Origin of the sequence: Rhodoferax sp. (genome assembly GCF_028688795.1) — a bacterium.
GTDB lineage: Bacteria > Pseudomonadota > Gammaproteobacteria > Burkholderiales > Burkholderiaceae_C > Rhodoferax.
Map to the genome: position 1 here is coordinate 1 of NZ_JAQTXM010000012.1, position 24,450 is coordinate 24,450.

Here is a 24,450-nt window from a genome sequence, read left to right on the forward strand (position 1 = left end):
TGATCAGCTCATCCTTTTGTGCATGGCTGAGTTCGGTGAGGTCGGGCAGGGTTGGCATCAAAACTAATTCTCGCTCACTATTTCATAGCGAACTCAAATTAATCTCCGTTGGGAGCTGAGTAGTTACAAAAAATACGTCACCATCAAGCTGACTTTGTTTGTGTTGATCAAATCGATCGTTTTGGCCATAATGGCCAAAACACGTAAAGGAGTTCAAGTCAAATGCAACATTCCATGAGAACCATGACATCGTCCGAGGCGAAGACAAACTTTGGCGAGGTGTTGTCGTCGTTGAACAGCAGTGGGCCGATTGAAATCACTCGCAATGGTAAATCCGTGGGCCTTTTGACCCTGCCACCGGCGCAGGCCGCCGATGCGGGTCGGCTGGCGGCGTTGGCTTCTGCCTACGCACAGGGTCGGGTGTCCTGGCCCCAGATTACCGAAGAAACCGGTGCGAGTTTTGGCGAGTTGTTGCTGGCGCTGGGGTTGCAAAAACTCTCTCTGCCCAAAGTGATGGCCAAAAAAAGCCCTGAGCAAACAGCGCTGCTAAACCAGGTGTTTGATGCAGCGGCTGGTCTGAAGGCGCAGGCATGAAACTGTCTTTGATCGTGACGGACTCCGGGCCACTGATCACGCTGGCCGTGTCCGGGGCGCTTGACGTGTTGTTTTTGCCGGGTCTGCCGGTCATCGTGCCTGACATGGTTCGGCATGAGGTGATTGCAGATTTGTCTAAACCGGGGGCGATGCGGGTGGCTGACTGGATTCGGGCCAACAACCCGCACCGGCTCACTGTGGCCCCCACTGAGGTGTTTGAAGAATTCATGCTGCTGAAGTCGCTCAACCCGGCTACCAAAACCAAAAATCGGGGTGAACAAGCCGCTGCAGAGGTGTTGGCCAAGGCGCTTGAGGGGCAGGACTTTGGCGCGGTGCTGGTGTTTGAGGACAGCGCGGTGCGCAAAACCAATTTTTTGCTGCGGTTGCCCGATGCCGTGGTGGTGACTTCCACGTCCGAGTTTCTGTTTGGGTTGGAAAGCCGTGGGGTGATCGCCAGCGCGCAGGCGATTCTGGACCGGGCGGTGGATGTGCGTGGCAATGAGGTTCTGGCCAGGTACCTTGCGGGCACGGACGACAGTGGCCCCTTGCCGGATTGGCCGCAGACTTTGCGCCCAAGTTAAACAGATCCACGCCCGCCGATAATGCGCAAAACTGCAATCAACACACATCGGAGGTTCGCTTGACAGCCACGCAAAACATTTTTTCGGATATCCCGGTCGACGTGGTCATCATGGCCGCAGGCAAGGGCACACGCATGAAAAGCAAGTTGCCCAAGGTGCTGCACTTGCTGGCCGGGCGTGCCCTGGTACAGCATGTAGTGGACACCGCAGCCGAATTGCACGCCCGCCAAGTGACCGTGATCATAGGTCATGGTGCTACAGAAGTAGAAGCTGCTCTCGCAGGTAATACGGTGGCTACAAGCCAATTTGTCTTAAATTTTGTGCGTCAGGAGCCACAACTTGGCACCGGCCATGCAGTGCAGCAGACCGTGCCGGTGCTGCAAGATGACGGCATCGTGGTGGTGCTCTCAGGTGACGTGCCGCTAACTCAGGCTGACACCTTGCAACAACTCATCAACGCCTGTGACGGCAACAAGCTGGCGCTGCTGACCATCGACTTTGCCGACCCCACGAGTTATGGCCGCATCGAGCGCGCGGGCGACAAAGTGCAGGCCATCGTCGAGCAAAAAGATGCCACGCCTGAGCAGCGCAAAATCACTGAGGTCTACAGCGGCATCATGGCCGTGCCCGCTGCGCCACTGAAAAAATGGCTGGCGCGGCTAGACAACAAAAACGCCCAGGGCGAGTTTTACCTGACCGACATCGTGAAGTTTGCTGTGGCAGACGGTGTGCCGGTCGTGGCGTACAAAATCTCTGATGCGGTTCAGGTGGCCGGCATCAACAGCCCGGTGCAACTGGCCGAGCTGGAGCGCGCTTACCAAAAACGCATTGCGCTGGCGCTGATGGAGCAAGGCGTGCGCCTGGCCGATCCGGCACGGCTTGATGTGCGCGGCACGCTCACCTGTGCGCAAGACGTGTCGATTGATGTGAACTGCGTCTTTGAAGGCCAGGTCAGCTTGGGCGAAGGCGTGCGCGTGGGCCCCAATTGCGTGATTCGTGACGCCACCATTGCCGCTGGCGCCGTGATTCATCCGTTCACCCACATCGAAGGCGGTAAACCCGGCAGCAAAGACGCGGTGGAAGTGGGCGAGGGCGCGCTGATTGGCCCGTTTGCCCGCCTGCGCCCCGGCGCCAAGCTGGGGGCCGAGGTGCACATTGGCAACTTTGTCGAGGTCAAAAACTCCACGCTTGCCAAGGGTGCCAAGGCCAATCACCTGGCGTATCTGGGTGATGCCACGGTGGGTGAGCGCGTGAACTATGGCGCGGGCTCCATCACGGCCAATTACGACGGTGCCTTCAAACACCGCACCATCATCGAGGCCGATGTGCACATTGGCAGCAACTGTGTGCTGATTGCGCCGCTGACCATTGGTGCGGGCGGCACAGTGGGTGGCGGCTCCACACTCACCAAAGATACGCCGCCGCTGGCCTTGGCGGTGGCGCGCGGCCGCCAGGTGAGCATTGCCAACTGGAAACGCCCGAGCAAAAAATGAGCACCGTGCAAGAACTGCAGCGCCAACTCGATGCCGCGCGCGCTGAGCTGCAGGACTTCACTTACACCGTGTCGCACGATCTGCGCGCGCCGCTGCGCCACATCCACGCCTTTGCCAAGATCATGCAAGAAGACTTGATCAACCCGCCGCCCGACATCCTGAGTCACCTGGCCACCATTCGTCAGTCCGCGCAGTTGCTCACCAACCAGCTTGACGGGTTAACGCGGTTTGCGCGCTTGGGCGCGCAGCCCATGCAGCCGCAGGCCGTGGATGTGTCGGCGCTGGTGCAGGTCTTGGTCAATGATTTGGCGCAGTTGCATCCGGCTGTGACGTGGCAGTTGGCACCCGACGTGCCGCTGGTTTGGGGCGATGGGCAAGCGTTGCGCCAGGTGTTGGCGCTGGTGCTAGACAACGCTGTCAAGTTCAGCCGCAGCCGCCCGGTGCCGCAGATCACACTGTCGTGGCAGTTGGCTGAAGCGCCCGAGCTAACCGCAGATGTGTTGCCAGGCACAAGTCAGCCAGCCCAGGCCAAGCTGTGCCAGATCAGCATCACTGACAACGGTATCGGCTTTGCGCCAGAGCAGGCCAGCAAGCTGTTCAAGGTGTTTGCCAAGCTGCACCCAGTGCGTGACCATGAAGGCTTGGGGCTGGGTTTGGTGAGTAGTCGCAAAATCGTGGAGCGGCTGGGCGGCAACATCGACATCACCGCGCAGGTGGATGCCGGCTGCCGGGTAATGCTCGCGTTGTCAATCGCGTAATGCTACTAAAAATAGAGCTATCTGCGCTTTATTTATAAGGGCTAGAGCCCTAAAACGCTTGTAATTTCAAACCGCAGGGGGCAATGGCAGGCGGGCGCCAAACTTACTGCGTTTGAGGCTGAAGAAACTCTTGACGTTGCGCACATTGGCATCTTCGGTGAACAGACGCTGCGTCAAGGCCAGATAGTCGGGCATGTCGCGCGCATGCACCACCAGCACAAAATCCGGCCCGGGCGACACGCGGTAACACTGCTGCACGGCATCTTCCAAAGCCACTTTTTTCTCGAACGCTTCCAGCGCGGTCTGGTCTTGCCGGTCGAGTGTGATTTCCACCAACGCGCACAAACCAGCGCCAATCACGCTGGCCAGTGTGTCGACGCTGAGGATGGCGATTTCGCGCTCAATCAGACCCGCTTCCACCAACCGCTTGACGCGGCGCAGGCAGGTGGGAGGCGACACATGCACCCGTTCGGCCAGCGTCTGGTTGCTCATTGAAGAATCGTTTTGCAGATGTTCCAACAGCTGCAGGTCAATGGCGTCAAGGTCGATCGGGTTCATAGGGCGCTCCGAAGTTAGTGGTGATAGCGTTGGCGTACCCAACACGGCCACAACAGGTTCAGCGCCAGCAGGAAATGTCGCAGTGAAAGGGTGTCGCTCATCGGGCGATTGTCAACCACGCCGCAGTGACTCGCAGCCGACTGGCTGGCTCAGCTCCCCGGTGCTTTGGCCAGAGTTGCCCGGGTCACGTCTAAGTTTTGGACGCCGTCGTAGCGTGGCGGCGCCGCTCCAGCCAGGCTTGCAATTCACCAACCACGCCTTTGCGAAAGGCCAGCACACACAGCACAAAGATCACGCCAATGATCACATTGACCCAGGAGCCCACTTTGTCGGCCAGTGTGTCTTGCAGCGAGATCACGATGCCTGCGCCCATCACCGGGCCAAAGAAGGTGCCCATGCCGCCCAGCAGCGTCATCAAAATCACCTCACCCGACATTGTCCAATGCACATCGGACAAGGTGGCAAACCCCATGATCAGGGTTTTGACCGAGCCAGCCAGCCCGGCCAGTGCGGCAGACAGCACAAACGCCAGCAGCTTGTAGCGGTCGACCTCGTAGCCCAGCGAAATGGCGCGCGGCTCGTTTTCGCGAATCATCTTCAGCACCTGGCCAAATGGCGAGTGCACGATACGCGACACAGCCAGAAAGCCGGCCACAAACAAAGCTACCACCAGGTAATACATGGAAGTGTCCGACTGCAGTGACAGCACGCCAAACAGCGCACCCCGCGGGACGCCTTGCAGGCCGTCCTCTCCGCCGGTGAAAGGCGCCTGCAGGCAAATAAAGTAAACCATTTGTGCCATCGCCAAGGTGATCATGGCGAAGTAAATGCCCTGTCGTCGAATGGCCACCAGACCGACCAGCAGCCCGATCAGGCCTGCGCCAAGTGCGCCGGCCAAAATGCCCAGTTCTGGCGTGAAGTTCTGCGACTTGATCAGGTAGCCGGTGATGTAAGCGCCCGAGCCAAAGAATGCGGCGTGACCAAAGGACAGCAAGCCGGTAAACCCCAGCAACAAGTTGAAGGCGCAGGCAAACAGTGCGAAGCACAGCAGCTTCATGACAAACACCGGGTAAAGCCCGAGCATGGGTGCAACGAGTGCCAGGATCAGCAGCGCGATGTAGGTGAATTGAAGAAGTTTTGAGGCTTTGGTCATCTTTTTGCTGTCATGGAGTGGGGTCGCGGCGCTGCTCATGGCTCAGGCCTCCTTGCCGAACAGGCCGGCGGGCCGGATCATCAGCACGATAACCATGATGATGAAGACCACGATGCTGGATGCTTCAGGGTAAAACACCCGCGTCAAACCCTCGATCACCCCCAGGCCCAGGCCGGTCAGGATCGAGCCCATGATGGAGCCCATGCCACCAATCACCACCACGGCAAACACGACAATGATCAGGTTCGAGCCCATCAATGGATTGACCTGGATGATGGGGGCCGCCAGCACGCCGGCCAGCGCTGCCAGTGCGGCACCGGCGCCGTAGGTCAGCATCACCATCAGGGGCACATTGATGCCAAAGGCCTGCACCAGCGGGGCATTTTCGGTGCCAGCTCGCAGGTAGGCACCCAGGCGGGTGCGCTCGATCAGGAACCAAGTGCCCAGGCACACCGTGAGTGACACCAGCACCACCCAGGCGCGGTAGTTGGGCAGCACCATGAAGCCGAGGTTGGTGGCACCAGACAGCAGTTCGGGAACGTTGTAGTTTTGGCCAGACACGCCGTAAAGCTCCCGGAAAATGCCCTCGGCAATCAGCGCCAGGCCAAAGGTGAGCAGCAAACCGTAGATGGGGTCAATTTTGTAGAGATGTTTGAGAAATAGTCGCTCGATCACGACACCCAACACACCGACGCTCAAAGGTGCCAGCAGCAGCGCCCACCAGTAATTGATGTCGAACTTGTCGAGCATGATCCAGGCCGCAAAGGCGCCGAGCATGTAGAGCGCGCCGTGTGCAAAATTAACAATACCCAGCAAGCCAAAGATCACCGCCAGCCCAAGGCTGAGCAGGGCATAAAACGCGCCGTTGACCAGGCCCAGCAGCAGCTGGCCCAGAAAAGCTTGAAGGGGGATGCCAAAAATTTCCATGGAGGCCCGTGGGTTGATGTCCTTGAGGGAAGGTGTGACAGTCGGCAGCCAGCGCCGCCGACCGTCTTGGATGTCAATTTATTTCTTGATCAACGCGCATTTGGAGTCGGCCACGGTGGTGAAGGCCTGTTCCCCTGGTACTTTGGCAATCATCTTGTAGTAATCCCATGGCGTGGTCGATTCTTTGGCCGACTTGACCTGGTACAGGTACATGTCGTGAATCATTCGGCCATCCGCACGAATCTGGCCCTTGTTATAAAAATCGTCAATCTTCATGCCTTTGAGGGTGCTCATCACCTTGTCGGCATCGGTGGTGCCGGCGGCTTGCACGGCCTTCAGGTAATTGGTCGCGGCTGAATAGTCGGCGGCCTGTACGCTGGTTGGCATGCGCTTGTATTTTTCAAAGAAACGCTTCGCAAATTTGCGTGACGCGTCGTCCTGGTTCCAGTACCAGCTGTCAGCCAGTTGCAGCCCTTCGGCGTTGGCCAACCCCAGGCTGTGCACGTCGGTGATGAACACCAGCAAACCAGTCACCTTCATGGTTTTGGTGATGCCAAATTCCTTGGCGGCCTTCATGGCGTTGGTGAAGTCGCCGCCCGCGTTGGCCAGCGCCAAGACCTGGGCTTTAGATGACTGGGCCTGCAGCAAAAAAGACGAGAAGTCAGAGGCATTGAGCGGATGCCGCACGGCACCCGCAACGGTGCCGCCGTTGGCCTTCACAACGGTGGAGGCATCGGCTTCAAGCGAATGGCCAAACGCATAGTCGGCGGTCAGAAAAAACCAGTTTTTGCCACCTGCCTTGACCAGGGCGGTGCCTGCCACCTTGGCCAGTGCCACGGTGTCATAAGCGTAATGCACGGTGTAAGGTGAGCAGGCTTCATTGGTCAAGCGGGCGGAGCCTGCGCCAATCGAGAAGAACGGGCGCTTTTTTTCTTCTGCAAGTTTGGCCATGGCCAGTGAGGTGCCGGAGTTGGTGCCGCCAATCAACATTGACAGGCCGTCCTTGTCGATCCATTCACGGGCTTTTGCGCGGGCAATGTCGGCTTTGTTTTGGTGGTCGGCGGTCACCACTTCAATCGGGCGGTTATGCACCTTGCCGCCAAAGTCCTGCGCTGCCCACTTGACCATTTCGCCGCCAGCCGGGCCGTCCAGGTCGGCATAGACGCTGGACATGTCGGTGATGAAGCCAATCTTCACGGGGCCGGTGTTTTGCGCCGATGCGGCGCCAGCAAAGCCAATGGCCATTGCGGCAACGAGGGTCTTGAATTTCATGTTGTCTCCTGAGGGGTGGTTGTTGAAAGGCGGGGGAATCGATGATTTTTATTAAAGGAAACAGTCTCAAACGCCAAGATAGTCCTGCAGCATGCCCATGTTTTGGGCCAGCTCATGTTGGGCAAATTGTTTGACGATGGCGCCATGCTCCATCACGTAAAAGCGGTCGGCCAGTGGCGCCGCAAAACGGAAGTTTTGCTCCACCAGCACGATGGTGTAGCCCTTGGCTTTGAGCGTCAGAATCATTTCGGCCAGCTTTTGCACAATCACCGGGGCCAGGCCTTCCGAGATCTCATCCAGCAACAACAAACGTGCGCCTGTGCGCAAAATGCGCGCTACCGCCAGCATTTGTTGCTCGCCGCCCGACAGGCGAGTGCCGGGACTGGCAGCGCGTTCTTCTAGGTTGGGGAACATGGCGTAAATCTCTTTCACGCTCATGCCGCCGGGCGCAATGACGGGTGGCAGCATCAGGTTTTCTTGCGCCGTCAGGCTGGCAAAAATGCCACGCTCTTCCGGGCAGTAGCCCACGCCGAGGCGGGCCACCTTGTGCGGTGCCAACTTGATGGTCTCAACGCCATGGATCTTGATACTGCCCTTGCGGCTACCAGTCAGGCCAACGATGGCGCGCATGGTGGTGGTACGCCCGGCGCCGTTGCGCCCCAGCAGTGTCACCACTTCGCCTTCGTTCACGGCTAAATTGACACCATGCAGGATGTGCGACTCGCCGTACCAGGCATGCAGGTCGTCAATGCGAAGCAATTCTTTGGTCATCAATGGGCACCCTGCAATTCAGTGTTGACGGTGCCCATGTAGGCTTCAATCACCAGAGGATTTCTGGACACCTCGGCATACGGACCGTCTGCAATGATGGCGCCGCGTTGCAGCACCGTAATGCGGTCGGCAATTCTGGACACCACATTCATGTTGTGTTCAACCATCAGAATGGTGCGCCCGGCAGACACCTTTTTGATCAGCTGAGTGACTCGGTCCACGTCTTCGTGGCCCATGCCTTGGGTGGGCTCGTCAAGCAGCATCAGCTCTGGCTCCAGCGCTAGCGTGGTCGCCAACTCCAGGGCGCGTTTGCGACCGTAGGGCAGGTTGACCGTTAGTTCGTTGGCAAACTCCTGCAAATCAACCTCGACCAACAACTCGTGGGCACGCTGATGCAGTGGTAGCAAGGTGCTTTCGGTCTTCCAGAAGTGAAACGAGGTGCCCAGATTGCGCTGCAGTGCCGCCCGCACGTTTTCCAGCACGGTCATGTGCGGGAAAACTGCCGAGATCTGGAACGAGCGAACAATGCCCCGGCGGGCGGTTTGCGCCGGCTTCTCTGATGTGATGTCTGCACCGTTGAACAGGATGCTGCCTTTGGTGGGCTGCAAAAATTTTGTCAACAAGTTGAAAAAGGTGGTTTTGCCAGCACCGTTTGGGCCAATCAGCGCGTGGATGTGGCCGCGCTGAACCTTCAGGTCCACATGATTGACGGCCACAAACCCCTTGAATTCTTTGGTCAAGCCGCGGGTTTCGAGAATAAATGTCTCTGACAAATTGCACTCCGGCTGGCAGGACTACGTTGAAAGACACGGTGGTCTGCAACACGAAGGTTCATGCTAACGAGTTGCATTGCGCCGCGTGAGCGGGTTAGCCCCTAGGTAGTTCTACGTGGGTGAACTCAATACTTGTCGTCATTGGCGTGGTGTTGCCTCATTTGGATGGCTGATGCGGTGCCACTCCACTTTTTAAAATAATTAAATTCCTAAAATTGAAAATTAATGAAATATAAAGTCAATTTACATAGTTAATGAAATTAAAGTTCAAAATGTAATAAATGTAATTTGCATATTTCTTTGGTTGGCTTGTACCATTGCACATTCATTTTTGGAGCAATCACTATGTGTGGCATCGTCGGCGCAGTATCCAGCCAAAACATCGTTCCCATTCTGGTCCAGGGCCTGGCCCGGCTGGAGTACCGGGGTTATGACTCCTGCGGCGTGGCGGTTTACGCCAACGGCTTGCAACGTGCCCGTAGCACCGCGCGCGTGTCTGAGCTGATGGATCAAATTGCTACCACGCATCTGGAAGGCAGCACCGGCATTGCCCACACTCGCTGGGCCACCCACGGCGCCCCTGCCGTGCACAACGCCCACCCACATTTCAGCCATGGCCCGGGTGCAGACGCAGCCAGTCGACCCGGCCGTATTGCCTTGGTGCACAACGGCATCATTGAAAACCATGACGAATTGCGCGCCGCCCTGCAAGCCAAAGGCTACGTGTTCCAGAGCCAGACCGACACCGAAGTCATCGCCCACTTGGTTGACAGTATTTACGACGGTGACCTGTTTGAAGCGGTTAAAGCAGCGCTGGGCTCACTGCGCGGTGCCTACGCCATTGCTGTGTTTTGCAAGGACGAGCCGCATCGCCTGATTGGTGCGCGTGCTGGCTCTCCGCTGATTTTGGGCGTGGGTCAAGGCGGCCAAGCCCATTACCTGGCCAGCGATGCCATGGCCCTGGCCGGCGTCACAGACCAGATTGTTTACCTGGAAGAAGGCGACGTGGCCGACATCCAGCTGGGCAAATACTGGCTGGTCGACAAAACCTTCAAGCCGTTGACTGCCGCGCAGCGCCCAGTCAAAACCGTGCATGCCCACAGCGGTGCCGCCGAGCTGGGCCCATACCGTCACTACATGCAAAAAGAAATTTTTGAGCAGCCGCGCGCCATTGCCGACACGCTGGAAGGCGTGACCAGCATCGTGCCGGAGCTGTTTGACGGCGCAAACGCCAGCGCCGCTCGCGTGTTCAAAGACATTGACTCGGTGTTGATCCTCGCCTGTGGCACCAGCTACTACAGCGGCTGCACGGCTAAGTACTGGTTGGAGAGCATCGCCAAAATCCCGACCCAGGTTGAAGTGGCCAGCGAATACCGCTACCGCGACTCGGTGCCCAACCCCCGCACCCTCATCGTCACCATCACCCAAAGTGGTGAAACGGCCGATACGCTGGCGGCCCTGCGCCACGCGCAAAGTCTGGGCATGACACACACCCTGACGGTGTGCAACGTGTCTACCAGCGCCATGGTGCGCGAATGCGAGCTGGCCTACATCACCCGCGCCGGCGTTGAGATTGGCGTGGCGTCCACTAAAGCGTTTACGGCGCAATTGGCCGGGCTGTTTTTGCTGACGCTGGCGCTGGCCAAAACACGCGGCCTGCTCAGTGAAGCAGAGGAAGCGCGCCACATCAACGCCATGCGCCACTTGCCGGCTGCGCTGCAGGCCGTGCTGGCGCTGGAGCCACAAGTGATTGCTTGGGCGCAAGACTTTGCGGCCAAAGAAAACGCCTTGTTCCTGGGCCGTGGTCTGCATTACCCCATTGCGCTGGAAGGCGCCCTGAAACTGAAAGAAATCAGCTACATCCACGCCGAGGCTTACCCGGCGGGTGAACTCAAGCACGGCCCGCTGGCGCTGGTGACCAGTGCCATGCCGGTGGTCACCGTGGCACCGAATGACGCCTTGCTGGAAAAGCTCAAGAGCAACATGCACGAGGTGCGCGCCCGTGGCGGCGTGCTGTATGTGCTTGCCGATGCCGATTCACACATCGCGTCCGCTGAGGGCCTGCATGTGATCCGCATGCCAGAGCACTACGGCGAGCTGTCGCCCATGCTGCACGTAGTGCCGTTGCAGCTGCTGGCCTATCACACCGCTTGCGCACGCGGCACCGATGTCGACAAGCCACGCAATTTGGCCAAGAGCGTGACCGTGGAGTAGTGTGTTTAGGGGCTCTATTTTTTCTGGTTTGACTGAAGGTAGTCATGAATGACTTCTGACACCTTTTCAAGCTTCTGCAGCGCTTCTGGCACAAACTTGGTGATCGGGTGCGCTGCCCGGTACTTGGTCAGGAAATCTTCCGTGGTCTCGTGCTGATCTGCTGGCAGGCGGGCGTCGAGTTCCCTCTTGGTGCTGTAAGCGTGTTGTTGTCGCAATTCAGCGGCTAGTTCCCTCACCTGAGCTGCAAGTATCAAGTCTTCAGTTTTCATGGTCACTCCTGGTTGAGCGTAAAAAAATGGGCTGACCCGGAGAATATTTTGCGCGTGTTTGTCCCTGAACGGTTCCCCTCTTGGGGTGGGTTTTTGCCCATTTTTTCAACGGCTGCTGGCGCTGAAGCGGGTTGTCATTCAGAAAATAAGTGAACTATTTTTGAAATAGGCCTAAATAACCCCTTATTTCTGCCGTTATAGATACAACGAACGGAGGTAGGTCCCAGACACATTCTGTCGGCCACACACCATGCAACTGCCATCACTTGATCGAATTCCCAATTTGCGGCCCGTGGCCGTAGAGTCGGCTTCATTGGCCACGGGCAGAGTTGTGCCTGTCGCGCCGGTCAATGTGCCCGCACAAAGTGCCGGGCCGGTGGAGCCAGTGCCCAGCGTGGTGAACCTTATCAACCAGGCCAACAAGCCCAATGATGGTGAAGGCGTGTACACCAGCGTGTCTGACCCAACCCGCCGTGGTGCTGACGCAGTCAGCCCTGACAAAGACTGGACCATCAAGCGCCCCGTCCCTGAAAAGGTGGAAGTCCCGCCGCCTGAACCGCTCTCCAAGGTCTTGATGGACCACATCAAGTCACTCTGGCTGGCCAGCGCAAGCGCCGTGCAGGTGCAGACACAAGTCAAAAACCAGCTGGACACGACGCAGAATGGCGTCAACGCCACCCAAGGCGCGCTGTCGGCAGAGGTGTTTACCTACTCGCCGACCAAAATCAACAAGACCGAAAAGCCGCAGACCTGACTTGAGTTGGCCCTTGGGCCTAAGCCATGCACCTGCAGGCGTCTGGTCAGCGAAGGCCTTCTTCGGCTCGAACCTCATAACGCGCCACAGCCTCTTTTGGCAGTTTCTCCAGCACCCATTGACGTGTGTGGAACTTGGCCACACTGGGTCGATGTGCTATTGAAATAATAGCTCCTTGCGCTTGCTTTACATGCTCTAGAAGCGTTCTATAGATAGATTCTTCGGCTGCAGCATCGAGTGCGCTGGTGGCTTCATCGGCAAACACCCAGCTGGGTTTCTTAAGCAACACGCGGGCAATGGCCAGCCGTTGCTGCTCGCCGCCTGACAAACTCTGGCCCCAAGCCGCTACTTCGTCCAATCGGTGGCTCAAATCCGGCAGCAGAGCCCTTTGAAGGGCGTCATGGAGTTGTGCATCGCTGAACTGCTCCGGGCTTTGCGGGTAGGCCAATGCGTCGCGCAGCGGCCCGTTGGGAAAATACGGTCGTTGTGGAATGAACATGCTGTTGGCCGGCCTGGCCACAGCACCGCTGGCAAACGGCCAGATGCCCGCCAATGCCCGAAACAAGGTGGATTTGCCGCTGCCAGATGGCCCTTGCAGCAAAATGCTGTCACCGGCTTGTGCAAACAGGTGTGCCTGGTCCAGCAGCACAGCGCCGCTGGGTAGTTCAAGGTGCAGATTGTTGGTTTCAAGTACTATTGAATCAGTAGCTGCTTGCGCTTTATTTGTAAGGGCTAGAGCCTGAAATGATGCCTCAAAACTGGTCAAGCGGTCAGTGGTGGCACGCCACGCCGCCAAGCTGCTGTAGCTGTCCACAAACCAGCTCAAGGCGCCTTGCACTTGGCCAAAGGCGCTGGAGATTTGCATCAGCTCGCCCAGCTGAATGGCCCCGCTGAAAAAGCGCGGCGCCGCCACCACAAACGGAAACACCACCGCTGCCTGGCCAAAAAAGCTGGTGAACCAGACCAGGTTTTTTTGCGCCTTGATCAGCGCCAGGTAGTTGCCCAGCACGCTGCCAAAACGCGCATCGAGCTGGCCGCGTTCCACGGTTTCGCCGCGGTCCAGCGCAATCGCCTCGCTGTATTCGCGCACCCGCACCATGTGGTGGCGAAAGTCGGCCTCCAGGCGTTGCTGCTCAAAGTTGAGCTTGATCTGCGGGCGGCCGATGTAGTGCGTCAGCACGCTGCCGGCCAGGCAATACAGCAGCGCCATCCAGACCATGAAGCCGGGGATATTGAACTCGGCCGCGCCCAGCTTGAAGGCAAAAGCGCCCGACAGCCCCCACAAAATGCCGACAAAACTAGCCAGCGTCACCACTGCATTGAGCAGGCCCATGGTCAGCGACACGGTGTAGCTGGTGAACTGGTTGATGTCTTCCTGAATGCGCTGGTCGGGGTTGTCGGGGTTCTGGCCACTGGCGTTTGGCGCGCCGGTGAAACGCATCAACTCCAGCCGGTAAAACGCCTGGTTGGCCAGCCAGCGCGCCAGGTAATGCCCGGTCATCCAGGCGCGCCAGCGCATTTCCAGCAGCTGCGTCAGGTAAAACTTGTAGACCGCGATCACGATGAAGGCAAAGGCCAGGTAGGTGAAGCGCCCCAGCTGTGCCCAAAAAACAGCGGCGTTTTTTTCTTGCAGCGCGTCGTAAAACAGCTTGTTCCAGTCATTGAACAGCACCGCCATGTAAACCAGCGCCAAGTTCAACACCACGATGGCAGCCAGCAGCGCACGCGCCTGCCATTTTTTTTCAGAGGCGAAGTAGGGGCGGGTCAGTGCCCAAGCCTGGGCCACGAAGGTGTTGAAAGCGGAGAGTTTGGTTTTGATGGTCATGGACTGCAAATTCACCCGTTGCGCACACCGCTGGCCACATGGCCAGACGGCACATGCTGGGCAGCGCTTTCAATGTGGCCAGTCTGGTCGTCAAAGAAAAAATCGGGCTCGAATTCACGCAAAAACTCGCCCTTGGCCAGGCCGCCCAAAAACATGGCTTCGTCAACTTCAATGTGCCAGTTCATCAGGGTGCGAATGGCGCGCTCATGCGCTGGCGCACTGCGGGCGGTGACCAGCGCGGTGCGAATGCGCATGTCGGGCGTGCCCGCCTGCTGCAGCCGTTGCAGGGCAAACAGCAGCGGCTTGAACGGGCCGTCAGGCAAGGGCAGGGCGGCGTTTTTAATCTCATGCTGGTGAAATGCCTGCAAACCCTGCGCCTGGTAGACGCGCTCGGCCTCGTCGCTGAACAGCACGGCATCGCCGTCAAAGGCAATGCGCACTTCTTGGGGATGTGCGTCGCTGGCGTGTACCGAGTGCGGGTAGACCTGCGCAGCAGGGACCCCAGCGGCCAGCGCGGCACGCACGTCGCTCAGGTGGGTGCTTAAAAACAGGTTGGCGTGCAGCGGTTTCAGGTAGCGCCAGGGCGCTTGGCCGCGCGTGAAACTGCCGCGCTCTATGGCCAGCCCGTAGTGCTGCGCCGAGCGAAACACCCGCATGCCCGACACCGGGTCGTTGCGCGAGAGGATGACGACCTCGACCGGGTGGTCGATGGGTGTTTGTGATGGTTCGCCATGGTTGGTGCCAGTCGACGCTACGGCGTTGAACGCCAGCAGTTTTTTCACCAGCGAAAACGCCACGCCGGGCTTGGCCGGAATGTCCAGCCGCGCCAGTTGCAGCGCCATGTAAGCCCGGTCATCACCCTGCTCAAACACCTCGTTTTCTTCTTCAAAGTCAAACAGGGCGCGGCTGCTGATGGCCACCACCAGCTTGCCGTCGAGTGTCATTGCCATGCGTCGCTCCTATCAGGAACAAAAAGGGGTCATTGCTGCAAAAACATCTTAAAAACCGGGTTTGCAGTTTCTTCCACATAGGGGAAACCCAGCGTCGCCAAAAACTCCTCAAACGCCGTGTTATCCGATTCTGGCACCTGCAGGCCGACCAAAATGCGGCCGTAATCTGCTCCCTGGTTGCGGTAATGGAACAAGCTGATGTTCCAGCCCGGGCGCATCAGGCTCAAAAATTTCAGCAGCGCACCCGGCCGCTCGGGAAACACGAAACGCAGCAAACGCTCTTCTTTTGCAAGCGCCGAATGCCCGCCCACCATGTGCCGGATGTGTTCCTTAGCTAGCTCGTCATGCGTCAAATCGAGCGCCTCAAAGCGGTGTTTGGTCAGGTGCGCGGCAATCTTGCTGGACTCGCCTTTGGTGGCGGTGGTGAGACCGACAAACACATGCGCTTTTTGCGAGTCGCTGATGCGGTAGTTGAATTCGGTCACGTTGCGCAAAGTCTTGGCGCCGCCAAACGCCGGCAGGTCGCCAATCAGCTCGCAAAAGCGCCGGAAGCTACCGCGCTCTTCGGGAATGGTCACGGCAAACAGGGCTTCGCGCTCTTCGCCCACCTCGGCGCGCTCGGCCACAAAACGCAGGCGGTCAAAGTTCATGTTGGCACCGCACAAAATGGCAGCGTAGGTTTCGCCCTTGGTCTTGCGGGCGGCCACGTATTGCTTGATGGCAGCCACCGCCAGCGCACCGGCGGGCTCCACAATGCTGCGGGTGTCGGTGAATACGTCCTTGATCGCCGCGCACACCGAGTCGGTATCAACCAGCATGTACTCGTCCACCAGGTTGCTGGCCACACGAAAGGTTTCTTCGCCCACCAGTTTCACCGCAGTGCCGTCGGAGAACAGGCCGACATCCGCCAAGGTAACGCGTTTGTGAGCTGCCACCGATTGCGTCATGGCGTCTGAGTCGTTCATTTGCACGCCAATCACCTTGATCTCTGGCCGCAGCGCCTTGATGTAATTGGCCACGCCGCTGATCAGCCCGCCGCCGCCAATCGCCACAAACACCGCGTCAAGCCGCCCTTGGTGCTGACGCAGCATTTCCATGGCAATGGTGCCTTGGCCCGCAATCACGTCTGGGTCGTCAAACGGGTGAACAAAGGTCAAACCCTCTTTTTTCTCCAGCTCCAATGAGTGCCCATAAGCATCTGAGTAGCTGTCGCCAAACAACACCACCTCGCCGCCAAAGCCGCGCACGGCATCTACTTTGAGTGCTGGCGTGGTGGTGGGCATGACGATTACGGCGCGTGCACCCAGGCGCTGCGCACTCAACGCCACGCCTTGCGCATGGTTGCCAGCCGAAGCACAAATCACGCCCTTTTTGAGCTGGGCCGGGGTTAAATGGGCCATCTTGTTGTAGGCGCCGCGCAACTTGAAGCTGTGCACGGGTTGCTGGTCTTCTCGCTTGAGCAGCACGGTGTTGTTCAGGCGCACGCTCAAACTGTGTGCAATTTCCAGATTGGATTCAACCGCCACGTCATACACACGGGCAGTCAGAATTTTTTTCAGGTAATCGGCCGGGGTCAGAGGTAGAGTTTTCATAGGAAGACAATGATAAGCGCCCGTCAAAAGCGACAATCGCGGGTCTTGAACACAGAAGGAAACCAGAACATGGAATGCACAGTGAGTTGGACCGGCGCTTTGGGCACGCGCTCAGGCATGGGTTTTGTGGCTGAAACCGGCAGCGGCCACACCTTGGTGATGGACGGTGCGCCCGATGTGGCCAAGCCTGAAAACGGCGGTCAAAACCTGGCCCCACGCCCTATGGAAACCCTGCTGGCAGGTGCTGGCGGCTGCACTGCCTATGACGTGGTGCTGATTTTGAAGCGTGGTCGGCATGATGTGCGCGGCTGCACCGTCAAACTGGAAGCCGAACGCGCCGAAGTTGACCCCAAGGTGTTCACCAAAATCAACATGCATTTCACCGTGACCGGCAAAGGCGTGCCCGCTGCCGCAGTGGAGCGCGCCATTGCCATGAGCCACGACAAATACTGCTCAGCCAGCGTGATGCTGGGCAAAACGGCGGCGATTACCACCAGCTTTGAGGTCGTGGAAGCCTGACCAGGCTTTGCTTAAACCCGGTGCGCCACGGTGGTCATCACCTTGGCCACAGCGGTCATCAGGCCTTTGACGGGCGCTGGCAAATCCAGTGCGCCGAGCTCTTGCGCATTGAGCGCATGTCGGGCCTCGTCATCTTTCATCTGCGCCACGATCGCGCGTGAGGCGTGGTCACCGGCGGGCAGAAGGCTCAGGTGGCTGTCCAGGTGCGCTTCCACCTGGTTTTCAGTTTCCACCACAAAGCCCAGGCTCACCTTGTCGCCCAGCCGCCCGGCAATCAGGCCAATGCCAAAGGCGCCGGCGTACCACAGCGGGTTCAGGTAAGAGGGGCGGTCGCCGAGCTCTCTTAGACGCTGCTCGGTCCATGCCAAATGATCGGTTTCTTCGGCCCCAGCCCTTATAAAATGGGCTCTAAGTGCTTCGTTTTTAGTGGCAAAAGCCTGTGCCGTGTAGAGCGCCTGGGCGCAAACCTCGCCCACGTGGTTAACGCGCATCAGCGCACCCGCCTCTTTCTTTTCCAGCTCGGACAGCTCGGTGGCATCACCCGGCACGGTGGGGCAGGGCTGCGCTGCGTTGTGCGAGGCAAACACGGTGCGCAGGGCGGAATCAAAGGTTGTGAAAAAGCGGTCAATCATGTCGGTCTCACTTCAAATAATGCTGAATTGTTGCATTCATTCAAAGTCCCATCTTGGGCGTTTGCTTTGATGGTGGCCAAGCGTTGCCAAACACAAAAAAAGCCCCTTGATAAAGGGGCTTTTTGGCGAACAGGGCAAGCCCTGAAATCAGAATCGGTGGCGAATGCCCAGTTGCACAGCATTGGAGTCGGTGCCAGCAGAGGCCGTGTAGCCGCCGATGAAACCATTTCCACCAGGAGCCACTTGGGCTGTGTTTTTGTTGTCGTAATGCACAAACACCGCATTCAGGTCAGTGCGCTTGGACAGTGCGTAGGTGTAAGCAGCGCCATAAGAGGAGACATCCGCATCGTAGGCACGTTGGTCATTAAATTTCGTATACGCCACTGAAATCGTGCTGGGTCCGGTGATGTAACGGTAGCCAACGTGAAACAGCGTACCGTCTTGCTTGAGTGCATTTTTATAGGCGTTTTCCACTGCAAGTCCTGCCGGTGCATAGACTGTTGAGTAGCCAGGTGTGCTGGAAGTTATGCCCGCACCAGCAAGCAGCAATCCGCCAACACCTGTTAACCCGGATGGGTTGTCGTCAGTAATCTTGATGGCCATGGTGCTAATGGTGCTGCTGCTACTCACATTCATGGAGGCGCCTAAAACAGTACTGGTCAAGGATTTGTCACCGTTTTCGTTGTTTTTGGTGTTATAGCCCAAGCCCACTGAGAATGTGTTCGTCTTGTAATTCATGTTCAGACCGAGTAGACGCCCGGCACTTGAATTACCAGCCACTTCACCCGGCGCGTACATGAGCGATCCGGAGACCCCCTCCTTTACAAATCGGTACGCCAGAGCATTGCTATTGCGAATTTCCAAAGCAGCCGGGTAGGCCACGATTTGCCCAGCTGCCAATCCAGACTGAGTTTGCATGATGTCGTACATCGAGTTGGTTTCAAACGCCGGGGTGTACATACGACCGGCCAAAACTGCGCCGAAGGGTGTAATCAGACCCATGAAGGCTTGTCGGTCAAAAACATTATTGGTGAGATTCACGCCTAAATTTGTACCCAAGCCCTTCGAGCTAGCACCACCCGCCACCAAAGCGGCAACCACGGGATTGACTGTGGACAACGGTGAACTTGGATTGGCTTGGTTCAACCCGGTAACTGTGGTCAGACGGTCAGGTAACTGTGTTCCAGAAATCGGCCGGTTGCTGCTTGCCCCCGTATCCAGCTCCACCCGCGCTTCCAGCGTAAAAATCGCCTTGTACCCGCCGCCCAAATCTTCAGAACCCTTCATGCCCCAGCGCGAGCCTTCCATGATGCCGCTGGCGACCTGTGTCACGGTGCCGGCCTTCAGGCCACTGGTGGATGTGATGCCCACGTCCGCCAAGCCGTAGAGCGTGACACTTGTGCCAGATTGCGCGTGGGCCAAGCTGGCGCAACACAGTGCACTTGCCAGCGCTACATGGCGCATACCGATCACCAGGGTGTTTGGGGAAATATGTTTGATCATGATTTGGTTACAGGTTGATGAAAACAGAGGGATAAATAAAACGTACGACCGTTCTAATTTTGCGTGAAGCGAGCCACGCCCACAAGCCACAGTAGTCATCAAGCGCACCGTTTTAGGCATTTCCCCAACAGGGGTTTTCCCTGATTTGGTGCGGTTTGCAGCCGTTTCTATCCATGCTCGGGGTCTCGTTGTAAATCAAAGGCTCCGACAACAGAGGTAGATATCTCTATTCCCACTCGGGTTATCCCTTATGACAAAAGTGTCGCAACAGCGCAACAAATCGTGTAAAGAAAAGCAGTTAACTGGCAAGAAACCCACCTTGTCGGCGTTATTTGCGCGTCTTCATGGTGAAATAAGTCCTGTGATGTTTTATTCGCCACTTCAAAACGATTCCTTAAAAAGGCGTTTTGATATCTTTCAACCTTAGGAGTTTTCAATGAAAAAAAGTCTGATTGCTTTGGCCGTAATGGCTGCTTCCGGTGCATCTTTCGCACAATCGTCTGTAACCCTGTATGGCTTGGCTGACATCTGGTTCGGCAGTGTCAAATCTACAAACGGTGTTGCTGGAACCAGCCTGACACAGACAAAGATGGACAGCGGCGGTGTGAATACCTCGCGTTGGGGCATGAAGGGCTCTGAAGACTTGGGTGGTGGTTTGAAAGCCAACTTCAAGCTAGAGCAAGGGTTCCAATTGGATGACGGCACTGCCACATCTGGCCAGGCTTTTTCTCGCGAGGCATATGTTGGCTTCTCGGGTGGCTTCGGTGAAGTCAAGCTTGGTAAAGTCTGGACAGCCTATGACGACGTGAGCGGTGCATCTAATGCAGTATTTGACTCCAAGCTTGCGCCGTTGAATTGGGTGTTTGTGAGCACCGGTTATGCAGGCAACCCTGGCAACACGATTTATTACGCAACCCCATCTTTTAGTGGTTTTGCTGGCGCTATCAGCTACAGCTTGGGTGAAAACAAGACCGCAACAGCAAGCGCGTCTGCAACCACCTCATTTAATGTTACCTACGGCGCTGGCCCTGTAGCAGTGCAGTTGGGCTACCAAGTCGAAGACAAAGACAATTCAGCCGCTGGTTCAGCTGATGCCAAATTCACACGTTTGGGCGGTTCTTACGATTTGGGCGTTGCAGCTTTGAAGGCAACCTACGGTAAAGTGAACAATGTTGGTGGTAATAGTGGTTACGACGCAACTGAGTACCAACTTGGTGTTGACTTCCCCGTGTCATCTGCTTTGACTTTGTCTGCCAGCTACGCTAAGTCTGACGACAGCAACCCCACTGGTGTCTACGAGCAGTCTCGTAAAGGCTACGGCATTGCCGCTGCTTACACCTTGTCTAAGCGTACATTCCTGTACGGTGGTTATACAGACAACAAATTCACCAACGCTGGCGGCTTTGGCGACGACAAGGTGAGCATTCTGGCTGTTGGCGTTCAACACAAGTTCTGATCAAACGCTGGCATTAGCCAGTTGACGATTTGAAGCAAAAACCCCGCCCGGGCAACCTGGCGGGGTTTTTTATGTGCGCGATAGCTAGATAGAGCGAGCAAATTGATCTCGCCATGCAGGCGCTGGTGTTCGTTGGCTTTGTATGCGCCGCCTTTTCTTGTATTAATTTGTTGCAATCCTGCAACGGATGCACCAAGTTTGCGCAGGTCCTCTTCCCTGTTTGGCTTTAAAACGGTTCGCATCTGTTTCAATACGTACAACTTCCTGAAATAGGAGGTTGGATCTGGGTCCTGAAACACGTTGGTTTCAGGGCCCCCATGTTTAACCTTGGAGAAATTTGAAATGAAAAAATCCCTGATTGCTTTGGCCGTTTTGGCTGCTTCCGGCGCCGCAATGGCCCAATCTTCTGTGACTCTGTATGGCCGTCTTGATGCAAGCGTTGGCCAAACCCGCACTGAAGCTACTGGTGCAGTGCCAGTCGCATCGTTGACCCAAACGAAAATCGATCAAAGCAATTTGAATACAACGTTCTGGGGCCTGAAAGGCACTGAAGACCTGGGCGGCGGCCTGACAGCCAACTTCAAGCTGGAAAGCGGTTTTGCGCTTGATACCGGCGTGGGCAACACAGGCATTTTCGAGCGTACAGCTACAGTCGGTTTTGCTGGCGGTTTCGGTGCTGTGAATCTGGGTCGTCAGTACACCGCTTACGATGCATTGCGTGGTGCAACGAACAACGTGTGGGACTCCAACCTGGCAACGACTTCCGCCGTTTGGGGAACTGGCGTTGCAGACTACACCAACCGTGTCTCCAACTCCATTCGTTATGACTCCCCTGCTTTCAGCGGCGTGAGCGGTGCTTTGGCTATCGGCTTGGGTGAAAACAAGACGGCAACGGTTGACGCCGATCAAAACCTCAGCTTGCACATCAAGTACGCTGCTGGCCCGCTGTTGGTCGGCTATGGCTACCAAGAGCAAAAAGCTCAGACGCCTGCTGCTCCCGCTGTGGCAACTGGCACAGTCACCAACAAGTACAACTTGCTCGGTGCATCTTATGACTTCGGCGTTGCTAAGCTGACTGGTAGCTACAACACCGCCAAGAACGGGACGCGTGACGACAAAGAATACCAAGTGGGCGTGAGTGCTCCGTTTGGTAAAGCTACTGTGGCCGCTGGTTACAGCCACTCCAATAGCACCGGCACTGGCTTGCCTGAGCTGAATGGCAAGGGTTTCACCCTGGTCGGCACGTATGACTTGTCCAAGCGTACAACGTTGTACACGGGCTACAAGTCCACTGAAGTGGAATCAGGCGCCGCCGCCCTCACCACTTCCAAAGCTTCGACCCTCGCACTTGGCGTTCGCCACACGTTCTAATCTGACGCTGGCGTAAGCCAGCTGACGGTTAAAACCTAAAAACCCCGCCTGGGCAACCCGGCGGGGTTTTTTAATTTGCCAATGCGTCGTGCATATTTGCTTGAAACCGTAGCAGCGCAAATCCACTCATCCCTTATGCCTCATCCCTAGGTTATTGCCGAGGTCCGTGTGGTCTTCGCATTCAAACGGAAAAGGCTTGCCGTCCATTCAAGTTCCAGCACGCAGCTAATCACCCCGCCGCCGCCTCCCACAGCCTCGCCCCCGAGGTTTCCAAATGCGACAAATACACCCGCACCTCAAATTCGAGCTGGTGGTAGTTGGGCGCCATGTGGGTGCATAAGTTGTAAAACGCTTTGTCATGCCCGCGCTCTTTCAGGTGCGCCAACTCATGCACGGTGATCATTTTCAGAAACTCATCGGGCACGGTTTTGAACAGCGTGGCGATGCGGATCTCGCGCTTGGCCTTGAGCTTGTTGCCTTGCACGCGCGACACCGTGGTGTGGGTGCCTAGGGCGTTTTTGACGACGTGCAACTTGGCATCAAACAGCACTTTGCCCACCTGATCGGCCCCGCGCAGGTACTCTGATTTGAGCGCTTGCACGTAGTCAAACAGCGCCCGGTCGGTGCGAACGGTGTGCGCTTGTGGGTATTTTTGCTGCAGCCAGTCGGCCACGCGGTCTTGCTGTAGCAGGCTTTCCACCTGCGCCAGTGTGGTCGCAGGGTAGCCTTGCAGGTATTTCAGTGGCCCCATGGATGTTTGATAAGCTATTTATTAAATAGCTACTGACGCTTTATCCATAAGGGATAGAGGCCTATTTGTCTTAAACTTCCCGGCGCAGGGCTGGGAACAAAATTACATCGCGGATGCTGCTGCTGTCGGTCAGCAACATCATCAGCCGGTCCAGACCCACGCCGCAGCCGCCGGTGGGGGGCATGCCGTATTCCAGCGCGCGAATGAAGTCGTGGTCGTAGTACATGGCTTCGTCGTCACCGCTGTCTTTAGCGGTTACCTGCGCCTGGAAGCGGGCTGCTTGTTCTTCTGCATCGTTCAGTTCGCTAAAGCCGTTGCCGAATTCGCGCCCGGTGATGTAGAGCTCAAAACGCTCGGTCACTTCAGGGCGGCTGTCGTTGGCGCGGGCCAGCGGAGAGATTTCGGTAGGGTGCTCCATGATGAAGGTGGGCTGCCACAGCTTTTCTTCCACCGTTTCTTCAAAATAAAACACCTGCAAGCTCGGCAGGCTGCGCGTGGAGATGTGGTGCTTGGCTTCGGTGATGCCTAGCTTGGGCAACACGGAGCGCAGCCAATCGGCGCTGTCGACCTTCAGGCCCGAGCCGTCGTCAAGCATTTGGCCGGCTTCGGTATATTTGCAAATGGCCTCGGTGATGGTCAGGCGCTCAAAGGGCTGCGCCAGGTCGACCGGCTTGCCGGCATAGCTCAATTGCAAGGTGCCCACGGCGCGCTGTGCGGCATCGCGAATCAGCGCTTCGGTGAAGGTCATCAAATCCTGGTAATCCCAATACGCCGCGTAGAACTCCATCATGGTGAATTCGGGGTTGTGCCGCACGCTGATACCTTCGTTGCGAAAGCTGCGGTTGATCTCGAACACGCGATCAAAGCCGCCCACAATCAGCCTTTTGAGGTACAGCTCGGGCGCAATGCGCAAAAACATTTGCTGGTCCAGCGCGTTGTGGTGGGTGGTGAACGGCTTGGCATTGGCACCGCCCGGAATCGGGTGCAGCATGGGCGTTTCAACTTCCAGAAAGTCGTGTGCCACCATGAATTCGCGAATGCCGCTGACGGCCTTGCTGCGGGCAATGAAGCGCTTCTTGGTCTCTTCGTCGGTCATCAGGTCGACATAACGCTGGCGATATTTGACCTCTTGGTCGGCCATGCCGTGGAACTTGTCGGGCATCGGGCGCAGGCTTTTGGTCAGCAGGCGAATGCTGCTGGCGTGAATCGACAACTCGCCGGTTTTGGTCTTGAATACCAGGCCCTCGGCGGCCACGATGTCGCCCAAGTCCCAATGTTTGAAGGCGTTGTAAAGCTCCTCGCCAATGTCGTCGCGCTTGATGTAGACCTGAATGCGCCCGGTGCTGTCTTGCAAGGTGGCAAAACTGGCCTTGCCCATGACGCGTTTGAGCATCATGCGCCCGGCAATCTTGGCTTTTGAGCCTTGCTCTAGCAGGCCTTCTGGCGTTTGGCCGGCGTGGGCGGCAAACAGGTCGGCGGCATGGTTGGCAGGCTTGAAGTCGTTGGGGAAAGCCGGGCCTTTGCCCTCGGCTTGCGCTTGGCGCAGGGCCTTGAGCTTTTCGCGCCGCTCCAAGATCAACTGATTTTCGTCTTGGGGTGCGGCTGCGGTAAGTTGTTCAGACATGTGGGGCAATCAATGGGCTACTGTGGGAATGTGTGCGTGCCAGAATGCGCAAAAGGCTTTCTGCGGCGGTCTGACTTAGCCCGCTATTTTAAATGGCCCGGGTGTCGCTA

24 protein-coding genes are annotated in these 24,450 nt (G+C 57.2%); 9 read left to right on the forward strand and 15 right to left on the reverse strand.

The features are described from left to right. Positions 1-234 precede the first annotated feature (234 nt). From PHQ58_RS10450 to PHQ58_RS10465, 4 genes are all read left to right on the forward strand, one after another. On the forward strand, positions 235-594 hold the full coding sequence (locus tag PHQ58_RS10450; protein WP_300110857.1) for a type II toxin-antitoxin system Phd/YefM family antitoxin: 360 nt from the start codon (positions 235-237) through the stop codon (positions 592-594). Continuing rightward, the gene (locus PHQ58_RS10455) at positions 591-1,175 is read left to right on the forward strand and encodes a hypothetical protein (protein ID WP_300110859.1); all 585 of its coding nucleotides are present in this window, start codon (positions 591-593) and stop codon (positions 1,173-1,175) included. The genes PHQ58_RS10450 and PHQ58_RS10455 overlap by 4 nt, the downstream gene beginning before the upstream one ends. A gap of 110 nt (positions 1,176-1,285) precedes the next feature. Next, positions 1,286-2,668, forward strand: a complete 1,383-nt coding sequence (gene glmU, locus PHQ58_RS10460; protein WP_300111056.1) for a bifunctional UDP-N-acetylglucosamine diphosphorylase/glucosamine-1-phosphate N-acetyltransferase GlmU — start codon at positions 1,286-1,288, stop codon at positions 2,666-2,668. Then, positions 2,665-3,426, forward strand: a complete 762-nt coding sequence (locus PHQ58_RS10465; RefSeq protein WP_300110860.1) for an ATP-binding protein — start codon at positions 2,665-2,667, stop codon at positions 3,424-3,426. Before glmU ends, PHQ58_RS10465 begins: the two co-directional genes overlap by 4 nt. A 66-nt stretch (positions 3,427-3,492) precedes the next feature. Here the strand turns inward: PHQ58_RS10465 and PHQ58_RS10470 are convergent, their stop codons facing one another. The 6 genes from PHQ58_RS10470 to PHQ58_RS10495 all read right to left on the reverse strand — a co-directional run bounded on the left by PHQ58_RS10470 (position 3,493) and on the right by PHQ58_RS10495 (position 8,880). Then, positions 3,493-3,984 (reverse strand): Lrp/AsnC family transcriptional regulator, encoded by a 492-nt coding sequence (locus PHQ58_RS10470; protein WP_300110862.1) that lies wholly within the window; start codon positions 3,982-3,984, stop codon positions 3,493-3,495. Between the two features lie 190 nt (positions 3,985-4,174). Next, the gene (locus PHQ58_RS10475; protein ID WP_300111057.1) at positions 4,175-5,137 is read right to left on the reverse strand and encodes a branched-chain amino acid ABC transporter permease; all 963 of its coding nucleotides are present in this window, start codon (positions 5,135-5,137) and stop codon (positions 4,175-4,177) included. 42 nt (positions 5,138-5,179) lie between these two features. Further along, positions 5,180-6,064 (reverse strand): branched-chain amino acid ABC transporter permease, encoded by an 885-nt coding sequence (locus tag PHQ58_RS10480; protein ID WP_300110864.1) that lies wholly within the window; start codon positions 6,062-6,064, stop codon positions 5,180-5,182. A 78-nt stretch (positions 6,065-6,142) separates the two neighbouring features. Next, positions 6,143-7,336 (reverse strand): ABC transporter substrate-binding protein, encoded by a 1,194-nt coding sequence (locus PHQ58_RS10485; protein WP_300110866.1) that lies wholly within the window; start codon positions 7,334-7,336, stop codon positions 6,143-6,145. 66 nt (positions 7,337-7,402) lie between these two features. Then, a complete protein-coding gene (locus PHQ58_RS10490; protein WP_300110868.1) occupies positions 7,403-8,107 on the reverse strand; it encodes an ABC transporter ATP-binding protein in 705 nt (234 codons plus the stop codon). After that, positions 8,107-8,880, reverse strand: a complete 774-nt coding sequence (locus PHQ58_RS10495) for an ABC transporter ATP-binding protein (RefSeq protein WP_300110870.1) — start codon at positions 8,878-8,880, stop codon at positions 8,107-8,109. Before PHQ58_RS10495 ends, PHQ58_RS10490 begins: the two co-directional genes overlap by 1 nt. Positions 8,881-9,225: 345 nt before the next feature. Here PHQ58_RS10495 and glmS point away from each other — a divergent pair, with 345 nt between their 5' ends. Next, complete coding sequence (glmS, locus tag PHQ58_RS10500) at positions 9,226-11,094, forward strand: glutamine--fructose-6-phosphate transaminase (isomerizing) (protein WP_300110872.1); 1,869 nt, start codon at positions 9,226-9,228, stop codon at positions 11,092-11,094. Positions 11,095-11,108: 14 nt separating this feature from the next. Here the strand turns inward: glmS and PHQ58_RS10505 are convergent, their stop codons facing one another. Next, the gene (locus tag PHQ58_RS10505) at positions 11,109-11,363 is read right to left on the reverse strand and encodes a hypothetical protein (RefSeq protein ID WP_300110874.1); all 255 of its coding nucleotides are present in this window, start codon (positions 11,361-11,363) and stop codon (positions 11,109-11,111) included. Positions 11,364-11,613: 250 nt separating this feature from the next. Between PHQ58_RS10505 and PHQ58_RS10510 the strand changes: the two genes are divergently transcribed. Continuing rightward, complete coding sequence (locus PHQ58_RS10510) at positions 11,614-12,117, forward strand: hypothetical protein (RefSeq protein WP_300110876.1); 504 nt, start codon at positions 11,614-11,616, stop codon at positions 12,115-12,117. A 46-nt stretch (positions 12,118-12,163) separates the two neighbouring features. Here PHQ58_RS10510 and PHQ58_RS10515 read toward each other — a convergent pair whose 3' ends face one another. The 3 genes from PHQ58_RS10515 to ilvA are packed head-to-tail and all read right to left on the reverse strand — an operon-like array spanning position 12,164 to position 16,484. Further along, positions 12,164-13,942: an ABC transporter ATP-binding protein/permease gene (locus PHQ58_RS10515; RefSeq protein ID WP_300110878.1), complete on the reverse strand. Its 1,779-nt coding sequence runs from the start codon at positions 13,940-13,942 to the stop codon at positions 12,164-12,166. Positions 13,943-13,953: 11 nt separating this feature from the next. After that, positions 13,954-14,892 (reverse strand): 5'-nucleotidase, encoded by a 939-nt coding sequence (locus PHQ58_RS10520; RefSeq protein ID WP_300110880.1) that lies wholly within the window; start codon positions 14,890-14,892, stop codon positions 13,954-13,956. Positions 14,893-14,921: 29 nt separating this feature from the next. Beyond that, positions 14,922-16,484 carry a threonine ammonia-lyase, biosynthetic gene (gene ilvA / locus PHQ58_RS10525; RefSeq protein ID WP_300110882.1) on the reverse strand — a complete coding sequence of 521 codons (1,563 nt, stop codon included), beginning with the start codon at positions 16,482-16,484 and terminating at the stop codon, positions 14,922-14,924. A gap of 69 nt (positions 16,485-16,553) precedes the next feature. Between ilvA and PHQ58_RS10530 the strand changes: the two genes are divergently transcribed. Further along, a complete protein-coding gene (locus PHQ58_RS10530; protein ID WP_300110884.1) occupies positions 16,554-17,003 on the forward strand; it encodes an OsmC family protein in 450 nt (149 codons plus the stop codon). 11 nt (positions 17,004-17,014) lie between these two features. Here the strand turns inward: PHQ58_RS10530 and coq7 are convergent, their stop codons facing one another. Continuing rightward, the gene (coq7, locus tag PHQ58_RS10535; RefSeq protein ID WP_300110886.1) at positions 17,015-17,635 is read right to left on the reverse strand and encodes a 2-polyprenyl-3-methyl-6-methoxy-1,4-benzoquinone monooxygenase; all 621 of its coding nucleotides are present in this window, start codon (positions 17,633-17,635) and stop codon (positions 17,015-17,017) included. 147 nt (positions 17,636-17,782) lie between these two features. Next, the gene (locus PHQ58_RS10540; RefSeq protein WP_300110887.1) at positions 17,783-19,138 is read right to left on the reverse strand and encodes a porin; all 1,356 of its coding nucleotides are present in this window, start codon (positions 19,136-19,138) and stop codon (positions 17,783-17,785) included. 436 nt (positions 19,139-19,574) lie between these two features. Between PHQ58_RS10540 and PHQ58_RS10545 the strand changes: the two genes are divergently transcribed. Then, positions 19,575-20,594 (forward strand): porin, encoded by a 1,020-nt coding sequence (locus tag PHQ58_RS10545; protein WP_300110888.1) that lies wholly within the window; start codon positions 19,575-19,577, stop codon positions 20,592-20,594. Here the strand turns inward: PHQ58_RS10545 and PHQ58_RS10550 are convergent. Further along, positions 20,579-20,845: a hypothetical protein gene (locus tag PHQ58_RS10550; protein ID WP_300110890.1), complete on the reverse strand. Its 267-nt coding sequence runs from the start codon at positions 20,843-20,845 to the stop codon at positions 20,579-20,581. The genes PHQ58_RS10545 and PHQ58_RS10550 overlap by 16 nt on opposite strands. 91 nt (positions 20,846-20,936) lie before the next feature. Between PHQ58_RS10550 and PHQ58_RS10555 the strand changes: the two genes are divergently transcribed. Next, a complete protein-coding gene (locus PHQ58_RS10555) occupies positions 20,937-21,965 on the forward strand; it encodes a porin (protein ID WP_300110892.1) in 1,029 nt (342 codons plus the stop codon). A 229-nt stretch (positions 21,966-22,194) separates the two neighbouring features. Here the strand turns inward: PHQ58_RS10555 and PHQ58_RS10560 are convergent, their stop codons facing one another. Beyond that, on the reverse strand, positions 22,195-22,716 hold the full coding sequence (locus PHQ58_RS10560; RefSeq protein ID WP_300110894.1) for a YgjP-like metallopeptidase domain-containing protein: 522 nt from the start codon (positions 22,714-22,716) through the stop codon (positions 22,195-22,197). Positions 22,717-22,786: 70 nt separating this feature from the next. Further along, positions 22,787-24,340: a lysine--tRNA ligase gene (gene lysS / locus PHQ58_RS10565; protein WP_300110896.1), complete on the reverse strand. Its 1,554-nt coding sequence runs from the start codon at positions 24,338-24,340 to the stop codon at positions 22,787-22,789. Positions 24,341-24,450 lie beyond the last annotated feature (110 nt).